We start from the raw sequence: 20,284 nt of genomic DNA on the forward strand, positions 1-20,284 counted from the left end.
CAAAAACGCCAGCCTTGAAGGCTGGCGTTTTTTTCAGACCACCAGATTGTTCATCTCGCAGTACTCATCCCACTCCACACCCAACACCTCGGCCGCTTCCTTGTGCAACGCAAGGCGCTGCGCCTCGAATTCCTCAGGCGTGCTGGTGTACTTGAGCGTCAACTCCCAGGGTTGCAGCCCCTGGGCTTCGGCCTCGTCCTCGAATGCCCATTGGATCTGGTCTTTCTGATCGTCGGCGGACAGGTCCTTGATCTCTTCCAGCAGCTGGGGCGCGTCCAGTACGTATTTTTTCAGCGCTTCTTCGTGCCTGGCTTCTTGGGTCAATGCTTTAACGGTCATGGCGTTCTCGCTGATCTGGGGAATGGAAGATGGATCTGGATCATCAAGGATCTCTCTGACGCAAAAAACCGTGTGAAGCCCGGTTTATCTGGCCTTCAGAACCATTCGGGGATCATCTGAAAACTGCTGGGCGATGCGCATGCAGGCAACGAATATAGGACGTTTTGCCGACGATTTACACGGTTCTTTACATCTATCTCACAAAAAAAACCTGGGTAGAAGAAGCGCTGCGGGCTTTGGAACATCTGTCAAAATAACCAGTCATAGCCATGTGCCATACCAACACCTCACAAGGAACCCCAGTGATGCGCAGCTTTTCGAAACGCTCGTCGACCCAACTTGCCACCGCGACTTTGCTGCTTGGCAGCCTGACCTTGACTGACGTTGCTCAAGCGGCGGTTGAGGTCTCCTCCGATGGGCCGTCTTACCACGACTATATTCCCGCCCTTCACTACGACCAATCCGATAAGTACAAGCTCGTCAAGACCGATGTCAGCGCCAGCGTCCTGGAAAGCCTGCCGAAAAGCGTGAAGAACAACACCGACGAACTGGAAAACCAGAAGCGCACCCTCAGCGAACAGGCTGGTCAGATCGAAGAACTCAAGCGCAACAGCGGGTCCAGCTCCTCGTCCAGCAGCAAGGAGATTGACGAGCTCAAGCGCACCATCAAGGAACAGGAACGCGACCTGAACGACCTTGGCAAGCAAGTGGAAGAACTCAAGCGCAATAGCGGCTCCAGTTCGAGTTCAAGCAACAGCGAGATTTCGTCCCTGAAACGGGAACTCAGCGATCAGGATAGAGAGATGGACCAGCTCAAACGCACGGTCGAGGAACTGAGCAGGAAGGTGAAATAACGAGGGGAGATGGTGCCCGAGACAGGAATCGAATTCGGACGCGCTAAGACTTATAGATCAGGGAAAATAGGGGTTCATATTTTAATAAAGGCACTCAAAAGGACACTCATACCTCATCCATAAAGCGAATCTGGTAGCTCAACCGTGAGCTACCAGAAGCCACCGGCACACCACTGCCGCCATCCTTAACTGCGCTCGCTGACCTGCAAATCAACGCGTAGTCCAGCCGTATAGGCCATATTTACTAACGTGTCTAAGCCGAACACTTCAGCCTTGCCACGAGTGAGATCGGAGATACGTGGTTGTGTCACTCCAAGCACCTTGGCAGCCTGAGACTGACTCAAATTGACCCGCACGATGTAGTCCGAAAGCGCTGACATCAGCACGAGGCGCAGCTTCATACTTTCATTTTCGGAGGGAGTCAAAATCTCGTCCGTAGCTGGGTTGCCCGCAGCGGTGTCCTCAGCCTCCTTCATAACCGGCTCAATAGAGCGCGCCTCGAGAAAAAGGCTCTCCTGGTTCAATTCTGCGACTTTTGCGGACAGGCCAATTTTTTCCTCAGCTTTTGCGCGAGCATGCTCAGACATGAAGTGCAACAGCTGGTTGAGTCCGGATTGATCGCCAACCGTTACGAAGTCCTTATGCTTGTTAACAAAGACAACCGACTTCTTTTTCTCTTTCAGTAGCTCGATGACGTTGCTGAGTGTTCCGGTACTTTTGCAGTCCCATACCATCAGGCCAAAATCACTATTTTTGGCCATCTCGACATCTTTAGCCGTGAAGAAAGCCCGCGACTTGGCTCTGGCTTTTGACTGGACGTGATGGACAGGCCAGTTAGCAACGTTGTTGCGCGGCGCCTCTCCCGTACAGTAAACCGTCACCTTGCTTGCGCGGTATGAGCGCAGACATTCTTGAATAGACGTATCAGCACCATCGGCATCCCCAACAACAACGTTGAGGTCAGAAGACACGATTTTGCTGATCCGCTCCTGCACTTTCTCATGCAAGTGACTGATCGAGATCGAGCCAGCGATGAAAACGGTTGTCATGGTCTACTTCCAAGTGATCGTAGCGGCATAAATTCGATTGATCTTTCTATAGGCACGCAGTGCCCGGCAAACGGCATCCATCGTCGCGCCAGTGTCAAACAGATCGTCAAACAGAAGTGCGTTCCACTGCCCATCGCCCCTGATCACGTCGTTGATAGAGATTCGGCCTGCTAGGGCGGCATCCTTTTCTGCCCTCGTGTGAAGATCCTTGAGCGACGGGCTACCAGCAGGAGCAGATGCTTTCGTGACCATCTGGTCAAAGATGGGCTTACCCGACAGCCTACCGAGCGCATACGCCAGTTCGTTCACGGGTTGCCTCGGTCGTACTGTCGAGGCAGGCATGGGGATGATCAGCCCGATCTCTCCAAACATGGGCAGCAATGATTGATGGATCTGTGCGGCCAACGGCTCAACCTGGCTCCAGTCATTTCGATATTTGAGCTGGAACAAAGCTTCACCGGGCTCGGATCGGGTGGTCTGAAATCGGTCATGACCCCATTCATCCACGCCTACATGGACGCTCGAAAGGGTATGCTTGTGGAGCGCATAACCTAAATCCCAACCGCCTTCGATTTGCTTAACTCGGACTTCCATGCCTAGTTTCCTCTTCTATAGGGGACAAGCGCTTACCCAACCGGGGCACAAAAAACCTATACAAGATTTTGTATGTAAACACAAGCAAGCCTTGGATCGGTCCACAGCTCCGACAGGGAGTACCATGAGCGTAATTTCTAAGAAAGCTGAAAAGATCCAAGCAACGGTGGAATTGCTGGATTCAGAGTTCAGCTTTGAGCAATTTCTAGCCGCTTTTCAGGCTCAATACCCAAAGGATTGGGAGAAAGTAAAGCGGGAATACTCCAAGCATGAACGCCAAACCAAACCCGGCAAGAGCCAACCTATGCCAGCCCCTATCCAGTACATGCGCAATGCACTGAACGTGCATCTCAAAGCCAGCAAGCCAAGCTGAAAGGTCCACCATGGTCACGCACTACACATATGAAGGTGGCAAGATCGCTTGCGGTCGGAATAACCACGATCTAGTTGGCACATCGGAAGTAAGGCGCGTCAGGTGTAAGAATTGCCTTGACTCTGATGTCTATCGGCAAGGCATCTGGTTCAGTGAGTTCCAAAACCAAACGGGCACGGAGCCTAAGGGGCTTCGGGAATGGGCCGCCGGGACAATGCCTTTCGACATGGCCGCTCAACACAGCTTGGCTTGCTATCGAGCAGAAATCGCAGCACTGGCTGAGCGCCTTGAGCGGCAGTTAAACCCGCTGATCATTTAGAGGCTATTCGGATTTAAGCGTGGAAAACCTGCATACGATAAAAAATCAAAAACCGGATTACCGTGTAACCCGGTCGTCTTTTCCTAGGGATTAACGACTTGGCCGCCTTTCAAAAAAGAGGACCACCATTGGCGATAGGCGTCTGCCTCAAAGGTGTGATTTACGATCGTGCCATCAGCCAGTTTTAGACGGAACTCTCTTTGACCATACAGCATATTGTTATTTTCTATCTCCTCAACCTCTACTACCGCCACATATTTGTAATGACTGGCATGAGGTACGTTTTTTTTCCAAAGCATTATTAATCTCCGTATTTGTTTGCTGTCCGAGTTTGCGCTCTACGGAGCGGTTGCCATTCTTGATAACCATTGTGTTTCTGGCTATCGGCAACCGCCCCACCGAGTTGGCTCTGGACACGCCCCGCATTTAGCAAGGCGTGCGGGTTACTATTCGGACGATGCCTTAAACGCGCTCGCCGGTAACTTGAATTTGCTGCCCATCGTTTACACCAGGCATCGTCAGGAATAGGTACATGCGCTCTTTGTACTCACTGATGACAACAGCCGTTCCGGCTTCCTTCGCTTTACTGAATCCACTTGTGATGAGTCGGTCCAACTCGCTCAGATCCGGAAACCTCTCATCAGGAGCTATACGATATTCGCGGGTAGCTGGATTGCCAGATGAGTTGATCAGCTTGCAGAGGAAAAACAGGTTGTCGTAGCCACGACCGTTGTCCTTAATCGTGCTCGAAAAATGCTCAACTTTGTATTTCGCCATGATTCCATCCTTTGTATTGGAGGCACACAGTTGCGCCTCTCCTACGGCCTCGGCCCAGCGGTTTGACGGCTGGGCTTGTGGTGCACCTGTTCGGCAGATCCACGGGTCAGACAAAGTCCTTGAGGCCTTAAGTCGGACGCCGTCACGTCGAGCGAACAGAGGCAAAATCGGCTGATAAACCTAGTGGTGGCAATGCGGGAAGACTCGAAGGTAAACCGTAATGATCTACGCACCCTGCTGCTGGGTGAACACCCACCGAATACTCAACCTGAAGGAACATTCGGCGCACTGAGCCCATCGTCAGTGGGTATCGCTACCTTTTTTCAAGCAGGCGCCTGTCTCTCCGATAGTGGTAGCTCTTTTAAGATTCGCAAGAAGATCAGCTTCGCTGACCTTTCCATTCCGAACGCTTGTGAGCTCTGCCTTTTTAAGCCAAAGATGACCTGCCTTGCTCTTGTTGGGAATAACAGTGATGACGATATCCACTGCCGGGCTTCCTGAAAACGTCCCCGACACCTCTGGCTTGGTGAAGTTGAAGGTGAGCGCATCATCGTCCGTGGCAGAGACGCTTTGAGCGGCGACAATCGGGGCTCCTGCCCGCGAAGCGATTGGAAACTTGGCCGAATAAAGGGCAGTGCCGTTGTGTACCTGCTTGGTTATCTCGAGAAAGTACTGCTCCCGATCTATGGCGCTGAAGGGCGTCGTGCATTCTTCACCTTCAGTGGCGAAATACTTTCCCTCGAACGCGTAATCACCCTGCCAGCATCCGGCTAGGGACGCACATGCCATTGCCAGTAACGTCAGTTTCCATTTCTTCACGCAGCACACTCCATGATGACAATACGCCATTATCCCCCATTACCCCCTGTCCAAGCCATAGGCTGCGCCTGCAGCATTGAGTTGCTGCACAAATAGGTGGGCACGGAATTCGTCCAGACATAAAAGCGCCGGCATCCAGTACAGACGGACCACGGAGCCCTCCGAGGCCACGATGACCCGACGTGTAGTCGCCTGTTTCAGGACCCGGAGGGAAACATTGCGGAGAGCACAACGAGCTCCTGAAGACCGACGCACATCATGGTTTACCCTCGCCGTTCGTGTCTCGACGCTCCATCCATTCGGCCCAACCCCAAGCGCTTGGGTAAAACCGGATGGCACCGCGTGAAAGAGAAAGCCCGCGCGAGGCGGGCTTAATGGGAGTTCATGACACTGCCAGGCACTGCATGAAACTGGTCAATGGTGCCCGAGACAGGAATCGAACCTGCGACCTTCGCGTTACGAGTGCGCTGCTCTACCGACTGAGCTACACGGGCGGTGGCTAAACCTAGCATCGTCCCCTGTGGCCAGGCAACCCGCGACACAGGGATTTTCACCGCACAGCAAAACGCCCCGAACCAGTCGGGGCGTTTTGCTGTTCAGCGGCTAAGCGAGGGGGTGATTAAACGCCCGATGCCTTGGCTGCTGCGACGTCCTTGATGGACAGCTTGATACGGCCGCGGTTGTCCACGTCCAGTACCAGCACTTCCACTTCCTGGCCTTCCTTGAGGATGTCGGTCACTTTCTCGACGCGAGCATCGCTCAGCATGGAGATGTGAACCAGGCCGTCCTTGCCCGGTAGGATGTTGACGAACGCGCCGAAGTCGACGATGCGTTCAACCTTGCCGACGTAGATCTTGCCGATCTCGGCTTCTGCGGTGATGCCCAGGACGCGCTGGCGTGCTGCTTCTGCCGCTTCCTTGGTTTCGCCGAAGATCTTGATCGAACCGTCGTCTTCGATGTCGATCGAAGCCTTGGTTTCTTCACAGATCGCACGGATGGTCGCGCCGCCTTTACCGATGACATCACGGATTTTGTCGGTGTCGATTTTCATCGCGATCATGGTCGGAGCATTTTCCGACAGCTCGGTACGGGACTGACCGATGATCTGGTTCATCTGACCGAGGATGTTCAGGCGCGCTTCCAGGGCCTGGCCCAGGGCGATTTCCATGATCTCTTCGGTGATGCCCTTGATCTTGATGTCCATCTGCAGTGCGGTGACGCCCTTGGCAGTACCGGCCACTTTGAAGTCCATGTCGCCCAGGTGGTCTTCGTCACCCAGGATGTCGGTCAGGACGGCGAATTTCTCGCCCTCTTTGACCAGCCCCATGGCGATACCGGCAACCGGTGCCTTCATCGGCACACCGGCGTCCATCAGGGCCAGGGAAGCGCCGCAGACCGAAGCCATCGAGCTCGAACCGTTGGACTCGGTGATTTCCGATACCACGCGAATGGTGTACGGGAACACGTCAGCGGCAGGCAGCATGGCCTGGACCGAACGACGGGCCAGACGGCCGTGACCGATTTCGCGACGACCGGCGCCACCCATGCGACCACACTCACCCACCGAGAACGGAGGGAAGTTGTAGTGCAGCATGAACGGGTCTTTCTTTTCGCCTTCCAGGGTGTCCAGCAGTTGCGCGTCACGGGCGGTGCCCAGTGTTGCAACGACCAGCGCCTGGGTTTCGCCACGGGTGAACAGTGCCGAACCGTGGGTCTTTGGCAGAACGCCGACTTCGATGTTCAGCGGACGTACGGTGCGGGTGTCGCGACCGTCGATACGCGGCTTGCCGTTGACGATGTTTTCGCGAACGGTGCGGTATTCGATTTCACCGAAAGCGGCTTTGACGTCGCTGGCCGATGGCTGGCCTTCTTCGCCGGACAGCTTGGCAACGACCTGGTCTTTCAGCTCGCCCAGGCGTGCATAACGGTCGGCCTTGACGGTGATGGTGTAGGCTTGGGAGATCGCTTCGCCGAACTCGGCACGGATCGCGCCCAGCAACTCGGTGGCTTCGGCTTGCGGAGCCCAGGTCCAGGTTGGCTTGGCGGCTTCGGCGGCCAGTTCCTTGACGGCGTTGATCACCACCTGGAACTCGTCGTGGGCGAACAGTACGGCGCCCAGCATCTGGTCTTCGGTCAGTTCCTTGGCTTCGGATTCAACCATCAGCACGGCTTCGGAAGTACCGGCCACGACCATGTCCAGGCTCGAGGCTTTCAGTTGCTCGTAGGTCGGGTTCAGCAGGTAGCCGGTGCTTTCGTGGAACGCAACGCGGGCAGCGCCGATCGGGCCATCGAAAGGAATGCCGGAGATGGCCAGGGCAGCCGAGGTACCGATCATCGCAGCGATGTCCGGATCGGTTTTCTTGCTGGTGGACACGACGGTGCAGACGACCTGCACTTCGTTCATGAAGCCTTCTGGGAACAGCGGACGGATCGGACGGTCGATCAGTCGGGAAGTCAGGGTTTCTTTCTCGGAAGGACGGCCTTCGCGCTTGAAGAAACCGCCAGGGATCTTACCGGCAGCGTAAGTCTTTTCCTGGTAGTGAACAGACAGAGGGAAGAAGCCCTTGCCTGGATCGGCTTGCTTGGCACCGACAACGGTCACCAATACGCTGACGTCGTCGTCAACGGTGACCAGCACTGCGCCGGAGGCCTGACGGGCGATACGGCCAGTCTCGAGGGTAACGGTCGACTGACCGAACTGGAATTTTTTGATTACCGGGTTCACGGTGTCCTACCTTCTTTGTGGCTCTTGGGGAACTTGTCTTCTTGCGAAATTCTTGGGCAATGACGGGAATCGGCCCGACGTTTGTCCAGGGTAAAGCGTGTATCCAGATAAAACTTGAGGCTGGGAGCCTGCCATGCGCCAGCGGGAAACCCACTGACGTACGACAGACCACCAACCTCTAGCGCAATCGCTGATTAGCGACGCAGACCCAGGCGAGCGATCAGAGCGCTGTAACGGCTCACGTCCTTGCCTTTCAGGTAGTCCAGCAGCTTACGACGCTGGTTTACCATGCGGATCAGACCACGACGGGAGTGGTGATCCTTACCGTTGGCCTTGAAGTGACCTTGCAGTTTGTTGATGTTGGCGGTCAGCAGTGCAACTTGCACTTCTGGCGAACCAGTGTCACCAACAGCTTGCTGGTAGTCAGCTACGATTTGAGCTTTTTCTTGAACGTCGAGAGCCATGAGGCAATCCTTTTAGTCAGGAAACTGTTCCGAGGAAACAGCTTCAACAGGCCAGGGACAAATCCCTGTATCTATAAATGAGTAGTGACCGTGCCTGTTAACAGCCACACTCGCCAACCTGCTGTTACGCAGGCTGGTTCCGGTCATTCCGACCGAATCAGTCGACGCGGCGCAATGCGCCCGTCTTCGCTCACTTCACCTATACCGATGAAGCGACCATTATGATCCTGTACCCGGACCATGCCGAACTTCGGCGCATCCGGGGCACGTACCGGCTGGCCATTGAGCCAGTAGAACGCGCTGTGTTCCGAGAACTGCAACAGCGGCCAATCCAGCAACCCGCTGTCCGATGGCATCAGGAAACGGTCGACCGCTTCGTTGCCGCCTTCGGCATGGACCGCTTCAAGCTCTTCCAGCGTGACCGTCTGGGCCAACGTGAAAGGCCCGGCCTGGGTCCGTCGCAATTCTGCCACGTACGCACCACAGCCGAGCTGTTCACCAATATCCTCCACCAGGGTCCGGATATAGGTGCCCTTGCTGCAATCCACGGCCAGCCGCACAGTATTACCGTCAAAGGCCAGCAATTCCAAGCGCGCAATAGTAACAGAACGCGGTTCACGCTCCACTACTTCGCCTGCACGAGCCAGTTTATACAGCGGTTGGCCATCACGCTTCAGAGCCGAGTACATCGGCGGTATCTGACTGATTTGCCCGCGAAATTTCGGCAACATCGCTTCGATATCGGCCTGACCAACGGTCACCGGGCGCTCAAGCAAAACCTCACCTTCGGCATCCGCCGTGGTGGTTGTCTTGCCCAGTTGCGCCAGGGTTTCATAACCCTTGTCGGAATCGAGCAGGTACTGGGAAAACTTGGTCGCCTCGCCAAAGCACAGCGGCAGCACGCCGGTGGCCAGCGGATCGAGGCTACCGGTGTGCCCGGCCTTTTCAGCATTGAGCAGCCAGCGAACCTTCTGCAACGCCGCGTTGGACGTGAACCCCAACGGTTTGTCGAGCAGGATGATGCCGCTGACGTTACGACGGATACGTTTGACCTGAGCCACCGAATTACTCCTTGGTGTCTTCAGGTTCAGCCGCAACCGGGTGCTGACTGTCTTCAGCCACGGCGCGTTCGATCAACGCCGACAGATGCGCTCCCCGCACGACGCTTTCGTCGTAGTGGAAGTGCAACTGTGGGACGCTGCGCAGTTTCATCTCCCGGGCCAGCTGCATACGCAGGAAGCCGGCGGCCGAGTTGAGCACCTTGATGCTCTGGGCGATTTCTTCGGCGCTGTCCTGGCCCATCACGGTGATGAAAATCTTCGCATGACCAACGTCACGGCTGACTTCCACTGCGGTAATGGTGACCAGGCCGACGCGCGGGTCTTTGACTTCGCGACGGATCAGTTGGGCCAGCTCGCGCTGCATCTGATCGCCGATTCGTTGGGTACGGCTGTATTCTTTTGCCATGTCTTGTTACCTGTTACTGCCCCACGGTGAAACCCGCGAGGTCTGAAAGCGGCAAACGCCCGGCCTGGCAAAAGCCAGACCGGGCGTTGCATTTAGAGTCCGCCACCAGGCAGTGCATGTTCATGCGGCTGCCCGGTGCGGCTCTTGAAGTGCGCGAGTCAGAGGCTGCGAGCAACCTGGACCTTCTCGAAGACTTCGATCTTGTCGCCGACCTTGACGTCGTTGTAGCTCTTGACGCCAATACCGCACTCCATGCCGGCACGTACTTCGGAAGCGTCATCCTTGAAGCGGCGCAAGGATTCCAGCTCGCCTTCGAAGATCACGATGTCTTCACGCAGTACACGGATCGGACGGTTACGGTGAACGACACCCTCGATCACCATGCAACCGGCGATGGCACCAAACTTCGGCGAACGGAACACGTCGCGAACTTCGGCAACACCCAGGATGTTCTCCCGCACGTCGCTGCCCAGCATACCGGTCAACGCTTTCTTGACGTCTTCGATGATGTCGTAGATCACGTTGTAGTAACGCATATCCAGGCCTTCCTGCTCGACGATCTTGCGAGCGCCGGCATCGGCACGCACGTTGAAGCCGAACAGTACAGCGTTGGAGGCCAGTGCCAGGTTGGCGTCGGATTCGGTGATACCACCGACACCGCCACCGACCACACGCACTTGCACTTCGTCGTTACCCAGGCCGTTCAAGGCACCGTTCAACGCTTCGAGCGAACCACGGACGTCGGATTTGAGGACGATGTTGAGCGTCTTCTTCTCTTCCTGACCCATGTTCTCGAAGATGTTTTCCAGCTTGCCAGCGTGAGCACGAGCCAGTTTGACTTCGCGGAACTTGCCTTGACGGAACAGAGCCACTTCACGGGCTTTCTTCTCGTCAGCCACAACGCTCATCTCGTCGCCAGCATCCGGGGTGCCGTCCAGGCCGAGGATCTCGACCGGGATAGCCGGGCCGGCTTCCTTGATGGACTTGCCGTTCTCGTCGAGCATGGCACGTACACGGCCGTAGTTCGAACCGACCAGCACCATGTCGCCTTGGCGCAGGGTACCGTCTTGAACCAGGACGGTCGCAACCGGACCACGGCCCTTGTCGAGGCGCGATTCAACAACCACACCACGGCCAGGAGCCGAAGGCGTAGCGGTCAGTTCCAGGACTTCGGCTTGCAACAGAACGGCTTCGAGCAGTTCGTCAACGCCGGTACCCATCTTCGCCGAGACCGGAACGAATGGAGTGTCGCCACCCCACTCTTCGGAGGTCACGCCGTGGACCGACAGTTCGCTGCGGATGCGATCGAGATCGGCGCCCGGCTTGTCGATCTTGTTCACTGCAACCACCAGCGGCACGCCAGCTGCCTGGGCATGCTGAACGGCTTCGATGGTTTGCGGCATCACGCCGTCGTCCGCTGCAACCACCAGGATCACGATGTCGGTCGCCTTGGCACCACGGGCACGCATCGCGGTAAACGCGGCGTGACCCGGGGTGTCGAGGAACGTCACCATGCCGCGGTCGGTTTCAACGTGGTAGGCGCCGATGTGCTGGGTAATACCGCCAGCCTCACCTGCCGCAACCTTCGCACGACGAATATAGTCGAGCAGGGACGTTTTACCGTGGTCAACGTGACCCATGACGGTCACGACCGGTGCACGGGAAACCGCCTCACCTTCAAACTTCAGGGACTCGGCCAGGGAATCTTCCAGGGCGGTGTCGCTGACCAGGGTCACTTTGTGGCCCAGCTCTTCAGCAACCAGTTGGGCAGTTTCCTGGTCCAGTACCTGGTTGATGGTGGCTGGCGTACCCAGCTTGAACATGAACTTGATGATTTCAGCAGCCTTGACCGACATCTGCTGGGCCAGATCGCCCACAGTGATGGTCTCGCCGATCTTCACTTCACGCACGACAGGGCCGGTAGGGCTCTGGAAACCGTGGGCGTTGCGTTTCTTCAGCTTGGCCTTGCCGCGACCGCCACGACGGAAACCGTCGCTTTCTTCGTCGGTGGTACGTGGCGCAACGCGTGGCGCTGGTGCCTTTTCCTTGACCGAAGCACGATGAGGCGCGTTCTTGCGCTCGCCATCGCCGCTGCCACGACGGTTGTCGTCGGCACGTGGCTTGTCGGGACGACGCTGTTCGTCGCGCTTGCGAGTGTCGGCTGGAGCCGGAGCCGCAGCCACTACTGGAGCGGCTTCGCGCACAGGCTCGGCTACCGGGGCAACAGCCTCGACGGCTTCTACCGGAGCAGCTTGCGCAGCAGCAGGCTGGCGACGCGCTTCTTCTTCGGCGCGACGCTTGGCTTCTTCTTCAGCCTTCTGACGAGCAGCATTTTCTACTGCGCGACGTTCTTCCTGTTCGCGTTTGCGCTCGGCTTCGATTTCTTCCGGGCTGCGCTGTACGAAGACTTTCTTCTTGCGTACTTCAACGCTGATGCTTTTGCTACCGGCAACACGCAGGGTGCTGGTGGTTTTACGCTGCAGAGTGATCTTGCGCGGTTCTTCCACTTTCGCCTTGTGACTGCTCTTCAGGTGAGTCAGCAGGGACTGCTTCTCACTGTCGGTCACATGTTCCTCGGCGGCGGTGTGCGGCAGACCTGCCTCACGCATCTGCTGCAACAGGCGCTCTACCGGTGTTTTGACCTCATCGGCCAGTTGTTTCACCGTGACTTGCGTCATGCACTTCTCTCCTCAGGCCGCGCCTAATTACTCGAACCAGTGGGCTCGGGCGGCCATGATCAACTTGCCGGCACGATCATCGTCAATGCCGTCGATGTCGAGCAGATCGTCAATAGACTGCTCGGCCAGGTCTTCGCGGGTAATTACGCCGCGCACCGCCAGTTCCATCGCCAAATCCTTGTCCATGCCCTCAAGCGAGAGCAGGTCTTCGGCCGGATGGGCGTCTGCCAGCTTTTCCTCAGTAGCGATGGCTTTGGTCAACAAACGATCCTTGGCCCGAGCGCGAAGCTCGTTGACGATCTCCTCGTCAAAGCCGTCGATGTTGAGCATTTCCTCCACCGGTACGTAGGCAATCTCTTCCAGGCTGGTAAAGCCCTCATCCACCAGCACCTGCGCCAGCTCTTCATCGACTTCAAGCTCTTCGATGAAGTTGCGCAGGATGTCGCCGGTTTCAGCTTGCTGTTTAGCCTGGATGTCCGATTCGGTCATCACGTTCAGGGTCCAGCCAGTCAACTGGCTGGCCAGACGTACGTTCTGACCACCGCGACCGATGGCCTGAGCCAGATTGTCTGCGCCAACGGCGATGTCCATGGCGTGGGCATCTTCGTCGACGATAATTGCCGCCACTTCAGCAGGCGACATGGCATTGATCACGAACTGAGCAGGGTTGTCGTCCCACAGGACGATGTCCACACGCTCGCCGCCCAACTCGCCGGATACGGCCTGGACACGCGAACCACGCATGCCGATGCAGGCACCTTGCGGGTCGATGCGCTTGTCCTTGGAGCGGACCGCGATCTTGGCACGCGAACCCGGATCACGGGAGGCGGCCATCACTTCGATCAGGCCTTCGGCAATTTCCGGCACTTCGATGCGGAACAACTCGATCAGCATTTCCGGCGCGGTACGCGACAGGATCAACTGTGGGCCGCGGTTCTCGGTGCGGATTTCCTTGAGCAGCGCACGCAAACGCACGCCAACCCGGAAAGTTTCGCGAGAGATGATGTCTTCGCGAGCCAGCAACGCTTCGGCGTTGTTGCCCAGGTCGACGATCACGTTGTCGCGGGTCACTTTTTTCACGGTGCCGGAGATGATTTCCCCCAGGCGCTCGCGATAAGCGTCGACCACTTGTGCACGCTCGGCTTCGCGAACTTTCTGCACGATGACCTGCTTGGCAGTCTGTGCAGCGATGCGACCGAACTCAATGGATTCGATTTTTTCTTCGACGACATCACCGACCTTGGCGCCCGGATGCGTTTCTGCAACCTTGCTCGGCCAGGTTTCGATAGCCGGATCATCCAGGTCGGCTTCCTCGACCACCGTCCAGCGACGGAAAGTCTCGTAGGCACCGGTGTGGCGATTGATTTCCACACGCAAATCAACTTCGTCTTCAAACCGCTTCTTGGTAGCAGTGGCCAGAGCCAGCTCCAGCGCTTCAAAAATAACGTTAGCCGGTACGCCCTTTTCATTGGATACCGACTCAACAACCAGCAGTACTTCTTTGCTCATCGTACGCCTCGCCTTTCGCAAGCCATTGGATCCGCGGGATCCGCAGTATCTGGCACGTATCAGTCAAAACTGGGAATAATGTTGGCCTTGTCGATCATATCGATCGGCAACAGGAACTCATGGTCATCTACCTGCACCACGACATCCTGCTCTTCTACACCGCGCAGAAGGCCTTGGAAGTTGCGTCGACCTTCGAAAGGCGAGCGCAGCTTGATCTTCACTTGTTCACCGGCAAACGAAGCGAACTGTTCAAGTGTGAACAGGGGGCGCTCCATGCCAGGCGAGGAAACTTCAAGGGTGTATTCGGAGGTGATTGGATCTTCAACATCCAGTACACCGCTGATCTGACGGCTGACGATGGCGCAATCATCCACCAACACGCCGCCTTCCTTATCGATATAAACGCGCAACAGTGAGTGGCGACCTTGAGCCGAGAACTCAATACCCCAGCATTCATAGCCAAGGGCCACGACCACCGGGGCCAACAAGGCCTGCAACTGTTCTAGCTTGCTCGACACCTGAACCCCCTCGTGCATGTTTGTGCATGCTGTGCAAATAAAAAAAAATGGGCGAATCGCCCATCCCTGAAACGCCGTCGAACAGCGGCGTTATAAAGTGTCCAGCTAACAAAAAGCCCCTTGGAAGGGGCCCCTGAAACTGGTTGCGGGAGCCGGATTTGAACCGACGACCTTCGGGTTATGAGCCCGACGAGCTACCAGACTGCTCCATCCCGCGACAAAGCTGGGGCGGAAGTATACGACCGATCCCTTACAGGGTCAATGTAACCCTTCCACCTACAAGAAAGCCCGCAATCGCGGGCTCTCCTGATAATTGGTACCGAGAAGGGGACTCGAACCCCTACACCCTATGGGCACAACCACCTCAAGGTTGCGTGTCTACCAATTCCACCACCTCGGCAATACAGCGTTTGAAACCTTCTTACTTCTGCTCTTGAGCTGGAGGTACGTCAGTCGCCGGGTTGGCCGACTTTTGCTCTTGAAGCACCGGGACATCATCAGAAGCCGGTTGTTGCTTAGGCGCTTCCAGTACCGCTGGGTTTGGCAAACCTACTTGAGTCAGCTCATGAGCTTTCTCTTTAGCAAAGTAACCTAACCCTAAGCTGGTCATGAAGAAACCGGCGGCAAGTATAGCAGTAAACTTACTAAGAAAGGTAGAGGAACCTTGGCTTCCGAACACAGTATTTGAAGCACCTGCACCGAAAGACGCACCAGCATCCGCACCTTTACCCTGCTGCAGCAATACGAGGGCAACTACGCCCAGTGCACCCAGCAGATGAAAAACGACTACGACTGTTTCCAGCATTTTTTCAGTTTCCCGCGGCGCGACAGATCGCACCGAACTCATCTGCATTCAGGGACGCTCCACCAATGAGCCCCCCATCGATATCCGGCATGCCGAACAGTTCGGCCGCATTGGCCGCCTTCACGCTGCCGCCGTATAGAAGCCGCACACCTCGTGCCACTTCAGAATTCTCTGCCGCCAACTGCGCGCGGATGGCGGCGTGCACATCCTGCGCCTGTTGCGGCGAAGCCGTCAGCCCGGTACCAATGGCCCAAACCGGCTCGTAGGCAATGACTGCCTTTGCAAAAGCATCGACACCCAGCTCTTCGATGATGCCACCCAGCTGACGCCCGACAACTTCAAGAGTCTTTCCAGCCTCGCGCTGCTCTCGGGTTTCCCCTACACACAGCACCGGGATCAGACCACAGGCCTGGGCCGCAGAAAACTTGCGAATCAGAGCCTTATCCTGCTCGCCCATGATCTGGCGACGCTCGGAATGTCCAATCAGGACCAGGGAACAACCCGCATCCACCAACTGACTCGGCGCAATCTCACCGGTCAACGCACCCTGCATGGATTCCACCGCAGAGTTCTGCGCGCCGACCGAAATCGACTTACCTTTCAAGCCATCAACCACCTGATTGATATACAAGCAAGGCGGGAACACCGCGACATCAACACCGCTAGGCAAGGCCAGATGACGAAGGCCCTTGATCAGCTCAGCGACGCTGGCGCGGGTACCGTGCATCTTCCAGTTACCAGCTACCATAGGGCGACGCATGCTGTACCTCGTCGGTCAAAGTGGGCGCAGATGTTACCCAACCGATTCATGACTGGCAAGCCGAATTCAGGCAGAAACTTCAGTAACCAGTTTTGCCAGCTCTTCGGCATAACCGCGAACTTGTGCTTCATCCTCTCCTTCGACCATGACGCGCACCAAAGGCTCTGTGCCGGACTTGCGCAACAACACGCGCCCACGCCCCGCCATTGCCTGCGTCACATGCTCACTGGCCTGCTTGACCTTCGCATGCTCGAGAGGATTCACACCGCCACCGAAACGCACGTTGATCAACACTTGCGGGCATTTGCGCAATGCCTGGCGCGACTGTGCGAGCCCTTCGTTACGCGCCTTGAGCGCCATCAGCACCTGCAAGGCTGCAATGATCGCATCGCCCGTGGTGGTATGGTCGAAGCATACGATGTGGCCGGAGTTCTCACCCCCGATCACCCAGTTACGCTCCAGCAGCTCCGAGATCACGTAGCGGTCACCCACGTTAGCCCGCACGAACGGGATATCCAGGTCCGCCAGGGCCAGTTCAAGCCCGAGGTTGCTCATCAACGTACCGACCACGCCGCCCTGCAGCTTGCCGCGTCCATGCAGGTCACGGGCGATGATGAACAGCAGCTCGTCACCATCGACAACCGTGCCGGTGTGATCGACCATCAGGACCCTATCGCCGTCGCCATCGAAGGCGATCCCGAGATCGGCCTGCTCGGCCAGCACTGCGGCCTGCAACGCCTCGGTATGGGTGGAACCACAGTTGTGGTTGATGTTCAGGCCATTGGGCTGAGCGGAAAGCACCACCACGTCGGCACCCAACTCGCGAAAGACGCTCGGCGCGACTTTATAGGTGGCGCCGTGAGCACAATCGACAACAATTTTCAGGCCGGAAAAGCTCGTACCGGTCGGCACACTGCCTTTGCAGAACTCGATGTAGCGACCCGACGCATCGTTGATCCGCGACACTTTGCCGATTTTGCTCGACTCAACCACAGTCATCGGCGTGTCCAGCAGCTCTTCGATCATCAGCTCGATATCATCCGGCAGCTTGGTACCCTGGCCGGAGAAGAACTTGATGCCGTTGTCATCATGAGGGTTATGCGAGGCACTGATCACGATGCCTGCCTGGGCCTGGAACGTACGCGTCAGGTAGGCAATGGCTGGCGTCGGCATCGGGCCCAGCAGCATCACATCGGCACCCGCCGATGTCAGGCCGGCCTCGAGTGCCGATTCGAACATGTAGCCGGAAATTCGCGTGTCCTTGCCGACCAGCACCTTGCACGCGCCCATTTTGCGAAACGCCATGCCGGCCGCCCAGCCGAGCTTGAGCATGAAATCAGGGGTAATAGGGTATTCGCCGACCCGACCACGAATACCGTCGGTGCCAAAGTATTTCTTGCTCATAAGTGCTCCGTCATTCTTATTCGGCTGAATCCACAGCTGCGATCATCCGCACGACATCCATCGTTTCGGCTACATCGTGCACGCGCAATATGCGTGCACCTTTGGCAAGGGCCAAGGCCGCAAGGGCGAGACCGCCATATAGGCGCTCACCCACCGGGCGGCCCAAGGCATTGCCTATCATGCTCTTTCGCGAGACCCCAACCAACAGGGGCCGCCCCAGGGCATGCAAGGCTTCCATATGCTTGAACAAGCTCAGGTTGTGAGCCAGGGTCTTGGCAAAGCCGAACCCGGGGTCAAGAATGATCCGCTCGGCGGGAATGCCCGCGGCGGCGCACTGATCCAGACGCTCCACCAGGAACTCACCTACCTCCCTGGTCACATCATCATAGTGCGGGTCATTCTGCATGGTCCCCGGCTCGCCGAGCATATGCATCAGGCACACCGGCAATCCGGTGGCCGCCGCCGCGTCCAGGGCACCATCGCGCCGCAAGGACCGAACATCGTTGATCAAACCCGCCCCCAGCCGCGCAGTCTCACGCATGACCGCAGGCGTGGACGTATCGACCGAGATAATGACATCAAGTTCGCGATGGATGCGCTCGACAATCGGCGCCACTCGCTCCAGCTCTTCAGTAGGCGAGACCGCACGGGCGCCCGGCCGGGTCGATTCACCACCCACATCGATCAGCGTTGCGCCCTCGGCCACCATGGCCTCGGCATGTCGCAGCGCAGCATCGAGCTGGTTGAATCGACCACCATCGGAAAAGGAATCAGGCGTGACATTGAGAATACCCATGACATGCGCATGGGCCAAATCAAGAACCCGGTTGCCGCAAGGCAACCGGGTCGAGGACTGAACAGAAGTCATTTCAAGCCTTAGACATCAGCGGCCGGACCGCCAATCGGTGTTTCCGGACGCTCACCCTGTACTGCCGGAGGTGTACCGGAGGTGCCAGTACCACCCGACCAGTCACGAGGTTCGCGAGGTACGCGACCCGCCATGATGTCGTCGATCTGCTCGGCATCGATGGTTTCGTACTTCATCAGCGCATCGGCCATGGCATCGAGCTTGTCACGGTTGTCCGTGAGAATCTGCCGGGCTGTGCCGTAGCACTGGTCGATGATGCTGCGCACTTCGGAATCGATCAGCTTGGCCGTTTCGCCAGAGAAGCTAGCATGCTGGCCACTGCCACCACGACCGAGGAACACTTCCCCTTCTTCTTCGGCATACATCAGCGGCCCCAGCTTCTCGGACAGGCCCCACTTGGTGACCATGTTCCGAGCGATCTGACTCGCGCGCATGATGTCGTTGGATGCCCCGGTGGTCACGCCATCGAAGCCCAACGTCATCTCTTCGGCGATACGACCGCCGTACAACGAACAGATCTGACTGATCAATGCACGCTTGGACAGGCTGTAGCGATCCTCTTCCGGCAGGAACATGGTCACGCCCAGGGCGCGACCGCGAGGAATGATCGAGACCTTGTAGACCGGATCGTGCTCGGGCACGACACGACCGACGATCGCGTGACCCGCCTCGTGATACGCGGTGTTCTGCTTTTCTTTCTCCGACATGACCATGGATTTGCGCTCAGCGCCCATCATGATCTTGTCCTTGGCCAGTTCGAATTCCTTCATTTCCACGACGCGCTTGCCGGTACGAGCGGCGAACAGCGACGCTTCGTTGACCAGGTTCGCCAGGTCGGCACCGGAAAAGCCCGGTGTACCACGCGCGATGACGGCAGGAGCGACGTCGTCACCCATTGGCACCTTGCGCATATGGACCTTGAGGATCTGCTCGCGGCCACGAATGTCCGGCAGCCCCACCACGACCTGGCGGTCGAAGCGACCTGGACGCAACAGCGCAGGGTCGAGCACGTCAGGACGGTTGGTGGCGGCAATCACGATGATGCCGTCGTTCATTTCGAAACCGTCCATCTCGACCAGCAACTGGTTGAGGGTCTGTTCACGCTCATCGTGACCGCCCCCCATGCCGGCGCCACGATGGCGACCAACGGCGTCGATCTCGTCGATGAAGATGATGCACGGCGCGTGTTTCTTGGCCTGTTCGAACATGTCGCGAACACGACTGGCGCCCACGCCGACGAACATTTCGACGAAGTCGGAACCGGAAATCGTGAAGAACGGCACCTTGGCTTCACCGGCGATCGCCTTGGCCAGCAAGGTTTTACCCGTACCCGGTGGACCCACCATCAGTACGCCGCGCGGGATACGACCGCCCAGGCGTTGGAACTTGCCCGGATCACGCAGGAACTCGACCAGCTCGCCGACTTCTTCCTTGGCTTCGTCGCAACCCGCGACGTCGGCCAGGGTGGTTTTCACCTGGTCTTCGGAAAGCAGCCGGGCCTTGCTCTTGCCAAAGCTCATCGGCCCGCCCTTGCCTCCTCCGCCGCCCTGCATCTGCCGCATGAAGAACATGAACACGGCGATGATCACCAGGATCGGGAAGCTGGCGACCAGGAGCTGGGTCCAGATGCTTTGCTGCTCAGGCTGCTTGCCTTCGACCACGACATGGTTGTCCACCAGGTCGCCGATCAGGCCATTGTCCTGGATTGCCGGACGAATGGTCTTGAAGCTGTCGCCATCGGTGCGCTTACCGGTAATCACATAGCCATCAACGGCTACGCGCTCGACCTTGCCATCCTTGACCTGCTGGATGAAGTCGGAATAGTTGAGGGTCTGCGGCTCGTTAGGGCTGGAGAAGTTGTTCATCACGGTCACCAGGACAGCGGCGATGATCAACCACAGGATCAGATTCTTTGCCATATCGTTCAATTAACTACCCTCTGAAGCAAGCTCCGCTACTGGC

Annotated in this window: 20 protein-coding genes and 3 tRNA genes; 2 read left to right on the forward strand and 21 right to left on the reverse strand. The window is 57.3% G+C overall.

Features of this window, described 5'->3' with window-relative positions; all coding sequences use genetic code 11:
- Positions 1-33: 33 nt before the first annotated feature.
- On the reverse strand, positions 34-339 hold the full coding sequence (locus V7773_RS13035; RefSeq protein WP_072341097.1) for a DUF6388 family protein: 306 nt from the start codon (positions 337-339) through the stop codon (positions 34-36).
- Positions 340-644: 305 nt separating this feature from the next.
- Between V7773_RS13035 and V7773_RS13040 the strand changes: the two genes are divergently transcribed.
- Complete coding sequence (locus V7773_RS13040) at positions 645-1,193, forward strand: hypothetical protein (protein ID WP_336073723.1); 549 nt, start codon at positions 645-647, stop codon at positions 1,191-1,193.
- Positions 1,194-1,378: 185 nt separating this feature from the next.
- On the opposite strand, the gene V7773_RS13045 is transcribed toward V7773_RS13040, so the two are convergent.
- Together V7773_RS13045 and V7773_RS13050 are read right to left on the reverse strand one after the other, a co-directional pair.
- Positions 1,379-2,242 carry a helix-turn-helix domain-containing protein gene (locus tag V7773_RS13045; RefSeq protein WP_336073725.1) on the reverse strand — a complete coding sequence of 288 codons (864 nt, stop codon included), beginning with the start codon at positions 2,240-2,242 and terminating at the stop codon, positions 1,379-1,381.
- 3 nt (positions 2,243-2,245) lie between these two features.
- Positions 2,246-2,836, reverse strand: coding sequence for a ComF family protein (locus V7773_RS13050; protein ID WP_336073726.1), 591 nt, complete (start codon positions 2,834-2,836; stop codon positions 2,246-2,248).
- 124 nt (positions 2,837-2,960) lie between these two features.
- On the opposite strand from V7773_RS13050, the gene V7773_RS13055 reads away from it, so the two are divergent.
- Positions 2,961-3,209, forward strand: coding sequence for a hypothetical protein (locus V7773_RS13055; protein WP_336073728.1), 249 nt, complete (start codon positions 2,961-2,963; stop codon positions 3,207-3,209).
- Positions 3,210-3,611: 402 nt separating this feature from the next.
- Here the strand turns inward: V7773_RS13055 and V7773_RS13060 are convergent, their stop codons facing one another.
- From V7773_RS13060 to ftsH, 18 genes are all read right to left on the reverse strand, one after another.
- The gene (locus V7773_RS13060; protein WP_336073729.1) at positions 3,612-3,827 is read right to left on the reverse strand and encodes a hypothetical protein; all 216 of its coding nucleotides are present in this window, start codon (positions 3,825-3,827) and stop codon (positions 3,612-3,614) included.
- Positions 3,828-3,990: 163 nt separating this feature from the next.
- On the reverse strand, positions 3,991-4,305 hold the full coding sequence (locus V7773_RS13065; protein ID WP_336073730.1) for a hypothetical protein: 315 nt from the start codon (positions 4,303-4,305) through the stop codon (positions 3,991-3,993).
- A 300-nt stretch (positions 4,306-4,605) separates the two neighbouring features.
- Positions 4,606-5,124: a hypothetical protein gene (locus V7773_RS13070; RefSeq protein ID WP_336073731.1), complete on the reverse strand. Its 519-nt coding sequence runs from the start codon at positions 5,122-5,124 to the stop codon at positions 4,606-4,608.
- 418 nt (positions 5,125-5,542) lie between these two features.
- Positions 5,543-5,618 (reverse strand) — tRNA-Thr (locus tag V7773_RS13075).
- A gap of 125 nt (positions 5,619-5,743) precedes the next feature.
- A complete protein-coding gene (gene pnp, locus V7773_RS13080) occupies positions 5,744-7,849 on the reverse strand; it encodes a polyribonucleotide nucleotidyltransferase (protein WP_003197725.1) in 2,106 nt (701 codons plus the stop codon).
- Positions 7,850-8,043: 194 nt separating this feature from the next.
- A complete protein-coding gene (gene rpsO, locus V7773_RS13085) occupies positions 8,044-8,313 on the reverse strand; it encodes a 30S ribosomal protein S15 (protein ID WP_011332409.1) in 270 nt (89 codons plus the stop codon).
- 143 nt (positions 8,314-8,456) lie between these two features.
- The gene (gene truB / locus V7773_RS13090) at positions 8,457-9,374 is read right to left on the reverse strand and encodes a tRNA pseudouridine(55) synthase TruB (protein WP_336073736.1); all 918 of its coding nucleotides are present in this window, start codon (positions 9,372-9,374) and stop codon (positions 8,457-8,459) included.
- 4 nt (positions 9,375-9,378) lie between these two features.
- The gene (gene rbfA, locus V7773_RS13095; RefSeq protein WP_003177871.1) at positions 9,379-9,780 is read right to left on the reverse strand and encodes a 30S ribosome-binding factor RbfA; all 402 of its coding nucleotides are present in this window, start codon (positions 9,778-9,780) and stop codon (positions 9,379-9,381) included.
- Between the two features lie 158 nt (positions 9,781-9,938).
- The gene (gene infB, locus V7773_RS13100; protein ID WP_063322981.1) at positions 9,939-12,458 is read right to left on the reverse strand and encodes a translation initiation factor IF-2; all 2,520 of its coding nucleotides are present in this window, start codon (positions 12,456-12,458) and stop codon (positions 9,939-9,941) included.
- A gap of 27 nt (positions 12,459-12,485) precedes the next feature.
- Positions 12,486-13,967, reverse strand: a complete 1,482-nt coding sequence (nusA, locus tag V7773_RS13105; RefSeq protein ID WP_003177868.1) for a transcription termination factor NusA — start codon at positions 13,965-13,967, stop codon at positions 12,486-12,488.
- Positions 13,968-14,026: 59 nt separating this feature from the next.
- Positions 14,027-14,485 (reverse strand): ribosome maturation factor RimP, encoded by a 459-nt coding sequence (gene rimP, locus V7773_RS13110; RefSeq protein ID WP_013692254.1) that lies wholly within the window; start codon positions 14,483-14,485, stop codon positions 14,027-14,029.
- Positions 14,486-14,625: 140 nt separating this feature from the next.
- Positions 14,626-14,702, reverse strand: a tRNA-Met gene (locus V7773_RS13115).
- 97 nt (positions 14,703-14,799) lie between these two features.
- Positions 14,800-14,885: transfer RNA gene (locus V7773_RS13120), tRNA-Leu, on the reverse strand.
- A gap of 21 nt (positions 14,886-14,906) precedes the next feature.
- Positions 14,907-15,290, reverse strand: a complete 384-nt coding sequence (gene secG / locus V7773_RS13125; RefSeq protein ID WP_003197714.1) for a preprotein translocase subunit SecG — start codon at positions 15,288-15,290, stop codon at positions 14,907-14,909.
- A 4-nt stretch (positions 15,291-15,294) separates the two neighbouring features.
- Positions 15,295-16,050, reverse strand: coding sequence for a triose-phosphate isomerase (gene tpiA / locus V7773_RS13130; protein WP_063322982.1), 756 nt, complete (start codon positions 16,048-16,050; stop codon positions 15,295-15,297).
- A 66-nt stretch (positions 16,051-16,116) separates the two neighbouring features.
- Positions 16,117-17,454, reverse strand: a complete 1,338-nt coding sequence (gene glmM, locus V7773_RS13135; protein WP_014336574.1) for a phosphoglucosamine mutase — start codon at positions 17,452-17,454, stop codon at positions 16,117-16,119.
- A 16-nt stretch (positions 17,455-17,470) separates the two neighbouring features.
- On the reverse strand, positions 17,471-18,322 hold the full coding sequence (gene folP, locus V7773_RS13140) for a dihydropteroate synthase (protein ID WP_336073742.1): 852 nt from the start codon (positions 18,320-18,322) through the stop codon (positions 17,471-17,473).
- Between the two features lie 8 nt (positions 18,323-18,330).
- Positions 18,331-20,241, reverse strand: coding sequence for an ATP-dependent zinc metalloprotease FtsH (gene ftsH, locus V7773_RS13145; RefSeq protein ID WP_072341069.1), 1,911 nt, complete (start codon positions 20,239-20,241; stop codon positions 18,331-18,333).
- Between the last annotated feature and the right edge of the window lie 43 nt (positions 20,242-20,284).

The sequence above is a fragment of the Pseudomonas sp. 3JA genome (assembly GCF_036961705.1).
Classification (GTDB): Bacteria; Pseudomonadota; Gammaproteobacteria; order Pseudomonadales; family Pseudomonadaceae; genus Aquipseudomonas; species Aquipseudomonas fluorescens_Q.